The 8,143-nt window shown below is 56.9% G+C and carries 6 protein-coding genes and 3 tRNA genes; 1 reads left to right on the forward strand and 8 read right to left on the reverse strand.

Annotated features, from left to right (window positions below):
* Positions 1-73: 73 nt before the first annotated feature.
* Genes miaA through nnr form a run of 5 tightly spaced genes read right to left on the reverse strand, consistent with a single transcriptional unit; the run spans position 74 to position 6,243 of the window.
* Entirely contained in the window at positions 74-1,024 is a 951-nt protein-coding gene (gene miaA, locus RT120_RS15360; protein WP_312983886.1) for a tRNA (adenosine(37)-N6)-dimethylallyltransferase MiaA, read from the reverse strand.
* A complete protein-coding gene (gene mutL, locus RT120_RS15365) occupies positions 1,017-2,864 on the reverse strand; it encodes a DNA mismatch repair endonuclease MutL (protein WP_312983888.1) in 1,848 nt (615 codons plus the stop codon). The genes miaA and mutL overlap by 8 nt, the downstream gene beginning before the upstream one ends.
* A gap of 9 nt (positions 2,865-2,873) precedes the next feature.
* A complete protein-coding gene (gene amiB / locus RT120_RS15370) occupies positions 2,874-4,211 on the reverse strand; it encodes an N-acetylmuramoyl-L-alanine amidase AmiB (RefSeq protein WP_409515058.1) in 1,338 nt (445 codons plus the stop codon).
* Positions 4,212-4,241: 30 nt separating this feature from the next.
* Positions 4,242-4,724 (reverse strand): tRNA (adenosine(37)-N6)-threonylcarbamoyltransferase complex ATPase subunit type 1 TsaE, encoded by a 483-nt coding sequence (gene tsaE / locus RT120_RS15375; protein WP_312983892.1) that lies wholly within the window; start codon positions 4,722-4,724, stop codon positions 4,242-4,244.
* Entirely contained in the window at positions 4,717-6,243 is a 1,527-nt protein-coding gene (nnr, locus tag RT120_RS15380) for a bifunctional ADP-dependent NAD(P)H-hydrate dehydratase/NAD(P)H-hydrate epimerase (protein WP_312983895.1), read from the reverse strand. Before nnr ends, tsaE begins: the two co-directional genes overlap by 8 nt.
* Between nnr and queG the strand changes: the two genes are divergently transcribed.
* Positions 6,242-7,381, forward strand: a complete 1,140-nt coding sequence (gene queG / locus RT120_RS15385) for a tRNA epoxyqueuosine(34) reductase QueG (protein WP_312983897.1) — start codon at positions 6,242-6,244, stop codon at positions 7,379-7,381. The genes nnr and queG overlap by 2 nt on opposite strands.
* Positions 7,382-7,649: 268 nt before the next feature.
* Here queG and RT120_RS15390 read toward each other — a convergent pair.
* From RT120_RS15390 to RT120_RS15400, 3 genes are all read right to left on the reverse strand, one after another.
* Positions 7,650-7,725 (reverse strand) — tRNA-Gly (locus RT120_RS15390).
* Between the two features lie 71 nt (positions 7,726-7,796).
* Positions 7,797-7,872: transfer RNA gene (locus RT120_RS15395), tRNA-Gly, on the reverse strand.
* 71 nt (positions 7,873-7,943) lie between these two features.
* A tRNA-Gly gene (locus tag RT120_RS15400) sits at positions 7,944-8,019 on the reverse strand.
* Positions 8,020-8,143: the final 124 nt, after the last annotated feature.

Here is an 8,143-nt window from a genome sequence, read left to right on the forward strand (position 1 = left end):
GTACTTAAGAACCCTTGGGCTCTGAAAAACTACCTAAAAAAATTCGCGCACGATACGGTTCAATTGTACACATTCATTGATGGTTCGCACCAACAACCTGTAACACGTCCTGACGGGCTTTTTCAGGATTATCACTGTCTAACCAGTGAACACCTTCCCAACCCCGCAGCCAGGTCATCTGGCGTTTCGCCAACTGCCTCGTGGCGCAAATACCGCGATAAACCATGTCGTCATAAGGGACTTCACCGGCCAAATAAGACCACATCTGGCGGTATCCTACACAACGAATGGAAGGCATATCCGTATGCAAATCTCCACGGGCGAAAAGCGCCCGCACTTCTGCTTCAAAACCTGAAGCCAACATCTGATGAAAACGCTGCTCAATTCGCTGATGGAGCAGTTCACGGCTCGCCGGGGCGATGGCGAACTGGTGCACCTGGTACGGCAGAGCGTCTCCTGACGTTTGCGTCAGTTCCGTTAAAGTTTTACCCGAAATGAAAAAAACTTCCAGTGCCCGGGAAAGTCTTTGCGGATCATTTGGATGAATCCGTCTTGCCGCGACAGGGTCAATTTCCTGTAGTTCGCGATGCAAGGCGTCCCACCCCTGCTCTGCCGCCTGTTGTTCAATACGTGCCCTGATTTCTGGATTTGCCGAAGGCAAGGGGGATAACCCCTCCAGTAACGCCTTGAAGTAAAGCATGGTTCCGCCCACTAACAGTGGGATACGCCCGCTGGCGGTAATCTCCGCCATCTCTTTCAGCGCATCGCGACGAAAATCTGCCGCGGAGTACGCCTCAGCCGGGTCCAGCACATCCAGCAAACGGTGCGGCGCCTGCGCCAGCTCCGCTGCGGTCGGCTTCGCCGTTCCGACATCCATTCCTCGATAGATGAGGGCGGAGTCGACGCTTATCAACTCAACCGGGAGCGTTTTACGCAGATTAATTGCCAGCGCCGTTTTGCCCGAGGCCGTCGGCCCCATTAAAAAAATCGCCTTAGGCAGGCTCGCCTTACTTACTTCAGTCATGTTTCAGGGCATTCATCGCCGGTTGGAGATCGACAGGTTGTAATAAACCACCAGGCGGTGACTTCACCAGGTTTGGACAAAGCCGTTCCACATCCGTTAACAGCGTGATGGCCTGGGCCACGCTCCACTGTTCATGTTCGGTCGCCAGTTGGCGGGCAAGCCAGCCAGCAAGTTGTGCGGAATCGGCTTTCTCGTTTGCCGCCAGGTAGCCTATCAGTTCAGGAATCAAGATTTGTAAATTTTGTTGGCGTAAGGGTAAAGGCACGGTGCGGATCGTAACATGTTGATGATCCAGCATGGTTTGGATGCCCATTCCCTCTAATAATGCTGTGGCGTTGCGCATCACCGTTTGCTCTTGCGCATCCACCTTAATACGCACCGGGATCAGCAACGGCTGGGCACAGAGAGTTTCTGCGCCGGGCGTCAGTTGCCCCTGCCGGAGCCAGCGCTCCGCCACGGTTAAATCCAGCAGCATTATGCGCTCGTCGCGCTCCAGCAGCGCGTAAGCATTGCTGATGACCGTCAAAACGCGGCCAAAGCTGTGGCTATGCCCTTCCAGCGCGGGCGGCACAGGTCTGTTTTCACGCGGCGTTTCCGGCGTCTCCAGCAGCTTACGATAGAGCGCGCCCTGCTGTTTTTGGTAATCCGCCTGGGCATGGGGCCATGCACCGCCTGATGAAGCGCGACCGCCGCCGGAAGAGGCGCTGGCCTGACGCGGTGCGGGCGCAGGTTTTTCCACCGCCGGCTGGGAGAAATGATTCTTCCCCGCCGCCACGCGATTTTCCGGCTGCCAGCGCGGCGGCGCTTCTTCGGCCTGCCCCAGCGGCAACGTCGGTTCCGCCTGCTGCTGTTGCAGCACGCTCAGCACGCCCTGGTAGATAAAATCATGCACCAGCCGCGACTGATGGAACCGCACTTCATGCTTGGCCGGATGCACATTCACATCCACCTGATGCGGGTCGATCTCCAGATAAAGTACATAGGCGGGCTGCTGATCGACACCCAGCTTGTCTTCACAGGCCTGGCGAATAGCATGGTTAATCAGGCGGTCGCGCATCATGCGGCCATTCACGTAGCAATACTGGATTTCGCTCAGCCCGGCGCTGGCTTTCGGTTCCGCCACCCAGCCGCGCAACGCTAAATCACCGTGCTGCCACTCAATGGTCAACGCCTGCTCAAGAAACGCGGTGCCACAAATAGCCCCCAGACGCCGCTCTTTCGGCGCATTGGGTTGAACGCCGCGATACTGGCGGATGAGTTTGCCGTTATGGGTCAGATTGATCGTCACGTCGAAACGCGCCAGCGCGATGCGGCGGATAATTTCGTCAATATGGTTGAATTCAGTTTTTTCGGTGCGCATGAATTTGCGCCGCGCCGGCGTGTTGTAAAACAGATCCAGCACTTCCAGCGTCGTGCCGACAGGATGCGCAGCAGGTTTCACCGTCACATCCATATCGCGCCCTTCAGCATAGGCTTGCCATGCTTCACTCTGTTCTGCGGTGCGTGATGTCAGGGTCAGGCGTGATACCGAACTGATACTGGCCAGCGCCTCGCCGCGAAACCCGAGGCTAATAATTGCTTCCAGGTCATCAAGCGAGGCGATTTTACTGGTGGCATGTCGCGCCAGCGCCAGCGCCAGTTCGTCTTTGTTAATGCCGCTGCCGTTATCCCGGATGCGAATAAGCTTCGCCCCGCCGCGCTCAATATCGATATCAATACGCGTCGCACCGGCGTCCAGGCTGTTTTCTACCAGTTCCTTAACGACGGATGCGGGGCGTTCCACCACTTCACCTGCGGCTATCTGATTTGCAAGCTGTGGCGGCAGAACCTGAATCGGCATGAATGCTCCTTATTGCGTCACGGCAAACTGGCCCGTGGCCGTTGAACCGGCGTTAACCGTTTTGCCGGTGCCGCCTTCTCCTGGCGCCGATTGTAACGGATGCGACAGGAAATAGTTACGCAATCCCTTATAAAGCGCATCGGCAATTTGCTGTTGGTAATCATCGCTCGCCAACAGGCGTTCTTCGCCGCTGTTGCTGATAAAACCCGTCTCCACTAACAGGGACGGAATATCCGGCGAGCGCAGTACGCCGAGGCTGGCGTGTTCCGGTCGGCGCTTATGTAAATCGCCCACCCGCGCCAGTTGCGACAGCACGTTGGTCGCCACGTCGTAACCGACGCGCTGGGAGTGGCCAAACTGTAAATCCAGCACTGCCTGGCTTAAGTACGGGTCTGCCTGGCTGTTCGCCAGCACGTCGCCCGCCCCGCCCAGCAGTTCCGATTGCTTCTCATGCTGTTCAAGCCAGCCCGCCATTTCGCTGTTCGCGCGGCGATTCGACAGCACCCATACCGACGCGCCCGTGGCGTCGCGGTTTGGCGCGGCGTCCGCGTGGATAGACACCAGCACGTTGGCGTTTTGTTTGCGCGCGACGTCGGAACGGCCCATTACCGAAATAAAGTAATCGCCGTCGCGCGTCAGCACGCCTTTAAACAACGGGTCGTCATTTAACAGGGTGCGCAGCTTGCGGGCGATAGCGATAGTGACGTTTTTCTCTTTCACGCCGCCAGGGCCGATAGCGCCAGGATCCTGGCCGCCGTGCCCGGCATCAATCGCCACGACCACACGATCGCCGCTGGCCGATACCGCGCGCGTACTGGCAGGCCGCGTCACGGTATTGCTGCTCACTACAGAGGTCACGCGATCGGATTCCGATTTAAACGGATTACGCGCAGGCTCTACGGTGCGCGGCGGCGGAGCACTCTCCCGCTTCGCCACTACTGGCGGCGGAGGCGGCGGAGGCGCATCGGCGTTGATGGTGAACACCACGGTATAGTTAGCGCCGTTTTGCTGCTTCACCGCGCGGGTTTTGCCGTTCTTCGTGAGATCGACCACCAGGCGCAGCGAGCCGCTGTCTTTCGGTGTACCTGAACGAATGCTTTTCACCAGGTTGCTGCCGCTGAAAATAAGCGGCAGCCCCTGAATCACGCCGGTCTGTTTAATATCCAACGCCACGCTGCGCTGACCATCGTGAGAAAACGCATAATCAGGTTCGCCAAAAAAGCTGAACGTAATACGCGCCTGGTCATCGCCGTTGGAGACCTGGATATCGGATAAGCTTGCCGCCCACGCAGGCGCGCACAGCGCCAGCCAGGCGAGGGTTAACCACTTTTTCATGCCAGATGTCATCCCGTTATCCTTGTTAAATGGCTGGACGCGTCACGCTGAAACCGTGTCACTGTTGGGATCCAAACTTGCCACCAGCGTGTTGCCCGCCGTGGAAACCGCCTTAATCAACGCCGAACGCCCGCGATCGAGATAAGAAAGATGAATTTCGACATCCGGATCAGGCAGCACACCCGCCCCCTGTTGCGGCCACTCCACCAGGCAAATGGCGTTATCGGCAAAATAATCGCGGATCCCCATAAACTCCAGTTCTTCAGGGTCCGCCAGGCGATATAAGTCGAAGTGGTACACGGTCAGATTTTCAAGCTCGTACGGCTCGACCAGGGTATAGGTTGGGCTTTTCACATTGCCCTTATGACCCAACGCCTGCAAAAAACCACGACTAAAGGTGGTTTTACCCGCCCCTAAATCACCCACCAGCCAAATCACCGTTGCGCCATTACAGGCCTGCGCGACAGCCTTGCCGAAATCTAACGTTGCCTGTTCATCGGCGAGAGGGATAACACGTTCAATCATGGTTTACAGTATTCATTTCAGGGTTAACAACCAGGTGCAGCGTCGTAAACAGATCGCTTGCGAGCATTCCACGCGTTCCAGAACGGCGAGCGGCGGCATCGGCGGCGGCGGCATGCGCCACGCAACCCGCGCAGGCAGCATCATAAAGATCGAGTTTTTGACCTAATAACGCGCCGATAATACCGGACAATACATCGCCCATTCCGCCCGTCGCCATGCCGGGATTTCCGGCATCGACAATCGCGAGTTCACCGTTTTCGCTGGCGACCAGCGTACCCGCCCCCTTTAAGACCACAACGCCGCCATAACGTTTCGCCAGGCGGTGGGCTGTGAGTAAGCGATCGCTTTCAATTTGCGCGACGTCACAATTGAGCAGGCGCGCCGCTTCGCCGGGGTGCGGCGTGATAACCCGATTCTGACGTTTATCGGGATTGAATGCCAGAAGGTTGAGCGCATCCGCATCCCACAGCATCGGTTTTTGTGAATTTTCGACTTTTTGCAGTGCCCTCTTACCCCATTTTTCCTGACCCAGGCCAGGACCGATAATCACCACATCCGCCCATTCGAGGCCTTGAGTGAGCGATTCATCGGTTAACGCCTGCACCATCAGTTCAGGCCGGGCAGTAAGCAGCGCGGCGATATTTTCCTGACGCGTCAACACGCGCACCAGCCCGGCCCCGGAACGCAGCGCCGCTTCGCCCGCCAGACGAATCGCCCCGGCGGTGCCATGGTCGCCGCCAATCACCAGCAAGCGCCCGTTATCGCCTTTATGGGAGGTAGCGCGGCGCGGTTTAAGCCAGCGAACCAGCGTTGCCGCATCGTAACGCTGGATTGGCGCAGGCTTGTCCGCCAGCCAGCTTTCCAACCCGAGCGCATTAACGTGGAGCTCTCCCACCACATCCCGGGCTTTTCCGGTCAACAGGCCGGGCTTCAGGGCGATAAAGGTGAGTGTTTGTTGCGCCACAATCACGCTGCCCGGCGTTGCGCCGGTTTCAGCCAGTAGCCCGGAGGGGATATCTAACGCCAGAACTGGCGCGGGATCGGCATTGGCTTGATCGATCAGCGCGCTGACCGACGGGCGCGGCGCGCTGGCAAGGCCCGTTCCCAGCAGGCCATCAATAATCAGCGACACGCCCTGCGGCCAGGGCGTCGTCGACGCGTGGATTTCCCCACCCGCGTTAAGCCAGGCGTCGCGGGCGCAGGCTGCTTCTTCAGGGAGCGGCTTGTCGCTCTCCAGCGCCAGCAGCGTAACGTCGATACCTTCGGCCTTCGCCAGCCGCGCCACCACGTAGCCGTCGCCGCCGTTGTTGCCGTGTCCGCATAACACCAGCCAGTGCTGCGCCTCAGGCCACGTCGCGCGCGCCAGCCGAAATGCGGCTTCCCCGGCGCGCAGCATCAATTCATACAGGGTGATGCCGAGGCTATCCGCCGCCTCTTTCTCTGCTTTTCTCACCCACTCAGCGGGCCATACCGAGTGTGGTATACTGCTACGGTTACTGGTAAGCCGATGGTCCGTCATGTCTGAACCCCTTGATCTCAATCTTCTCGCGCAAAATATAAAACAATGGGGCGCCGATCTCGGCTTTCAGCATGTCGGCATTACCGACACCGATTTAACCCCCCAGGAGCCTGCGCTCCAGGCGTGGCTGGACAAACAGTATCACGGCGAGATGGAGTGGATGGCGCGTCACGGTATGATGCGCGCCCGCCCGCATGAACTGTTGCCCGGCACCCTGCGCGTGATCAGCGTCAGGATGAACTATCTGCCCACCAACGCCGCGTTTGCGCACACCTTAAAAGATCCCTCGCTGGGTTATATCAGCCGCTATGCGCTGGGCCGCGATTATCACAAGCTGATGCGAAATCGGCTGAAAAAACTGGGGGAAATTATCCAGGAGCAATACGCGTCGCTGAATTTTAGACCCTTTGTCGATTCCGCGCCCGTGCTTGAACGCCCGTTGGCCGCAAAGGCGGGCCTGGGCTGGACGGGTAAGCACTCACTTATACTCGATCGCGACGCCGGTTCGTTTTTTTTCCTCGGCGAGCTGCTGGTTGATATCCCGCTGCCGGTGGATCAACCGGTGGAAGAAGGCTGCGGCCGCTGCGTGGCATGTATGACTATCTGCCCAACCGGCGCGATTGTCGAACCTTACACCGTCGATGCGCGTCGCTGTATTTCTTATCTGACCATTGAGCTTGAAGGAGCGATTCCGGAAGCGTTCCGTCCGCTGATTGGCAACCGCATCTACGGCTGCGATGACTGCCAGCTCATTTGCCCGTGGAACCGTTTTTCGCAGTTGACCGTTGAAGCGGATTTTTCGCCGCGCCAGGCGTTGCACAGCCCGAAACTGATTGAGCTATTTGGCTGGAGCGAAGCGCACTTCTTAAAAATGACCGAAGGCTCAGCGATCCGCCGCATCGGCCACGTGCGTTTTCTACGTAATATTGCCGTCGCGTTAGGGAATGCTGCGTGGGATGAAGCCAATATTGACGCGCTGACAAAAAGAAAAGGTGAGCACCCACTTCTCGATGAGCACATAGACTGGGCGATTGCGCAACAATTAACCAAGCGAAACGCCAATGCTATTGAGGTTCAGTTGCCGAAAAAACAGCGCTTAGTACGGGTAATAGAGAAAGGTTTAACGCGAGATGCGTAAGAAAATGCTCTGTGAATAAAATTTAAAAGGCCTTGTCATTCAATCGTAAAAAATCCGTCAGTGATCGAATTAACAATTTCAGTAGCCCGAAATTATTTTTAATAAACAGGAGCTTACTGAAAAGATGTCAAAATGTGACTTGTAGTCTACGGCGGAGCGGTAAGAAATAACCTGTGGATAAGTCTGTTGAAAGCCGTGTTTCAAACTCGCGAAAAAGGCTTACAGACAAGGTGACTTGCTGTGGATAATTTTTAATCGGTGAGAAATTTGGAGCGGGAAACGAGACTCGAACTCGCGACCCCGACCTTGGCAAGGTCGTGCTCTACCAACTGAGCTATTCCCGCTTAATCTTCGTCTTTCGCGCTGCTTAACTGCAACTCGAAATCCTGCGACTGGATGGTGCTGAATCAAATTTTGGAGCGGGAAACGAGACTCGAACTCGCGACCCCGACCTTGGCAAGGTCGTGCTCTACCAACTGAGCTATTCCCGCTTAATCTTCGTCTTTCGCGCTGCTTAACTGCAACTCGAAATCCTGCGACTGGATGGTGCTGAATCAAATTTTGGAGCGGGAAACGAGACTCGAACTCGCGACCCCGACCTTGGCAAGGTCGTGCTCTACCAACTGAGCTATTCCCGCTTAATCTTCGTCTTTCGCGCTGCTTAACTGCAACTCGAAATCCTGCGACTGGATGGTGCTGAATCAAATTTTGGAGCGGGAAACGAGACTCGAACTCGCGACCCCGACCTTGGCAAGGTCGTGC

The sequence above is a fragment of the Atlantibacter sp. genome (genome assembly GCF_032062175.1).
Classification (GTDB): domain Bacteria; phylum Pseudomonadota; class Gammaproteobacteria; order Enterobacterales; family Enterobacteriaceae; genus Atlantibacter.

Coding starts and splice junctions, on each gene's coding strand:
- miaA (WP_312983886.1), bottom strand. CDS start 1,024: ATGACTGAAGTAAGTAAGGCGAGCCTGCCTAAGGCGATTTTTTTAATG.
- mutL (WP_312983888.1), bottom strand. CDS start 2,864: ATGCCGATTCAGGTTCTGCCGCCACAGCTTGCAAATCAGATAGCCGCA.
- amiB (WP_409515058.1), bottom strand. CDS start 4,211: ATGACATCTGGCATGAAAAAGTGGTTAACCCTCGCCTGGCTGGCGCTG.
- tsaE (WP_312983892.1), bottom strand. CDS start 4,724: ATGATTGAACGTGTTATCCCTCTCGCCGATGAACAGGCAACGTTAGAT.
- queG (WP_312983897.1), top strand. CDS start 6,242: ATGTCTGAACCCCTTGATCTCAATCTTCTCGCGCAAAATATAAAACAA.
- nnr (WP_312983895.1), bottom strand. CDS start 6,243: ATGACGGACCATCGGCTTACCAGTAACCGTAGCAGTATACCACACTCG.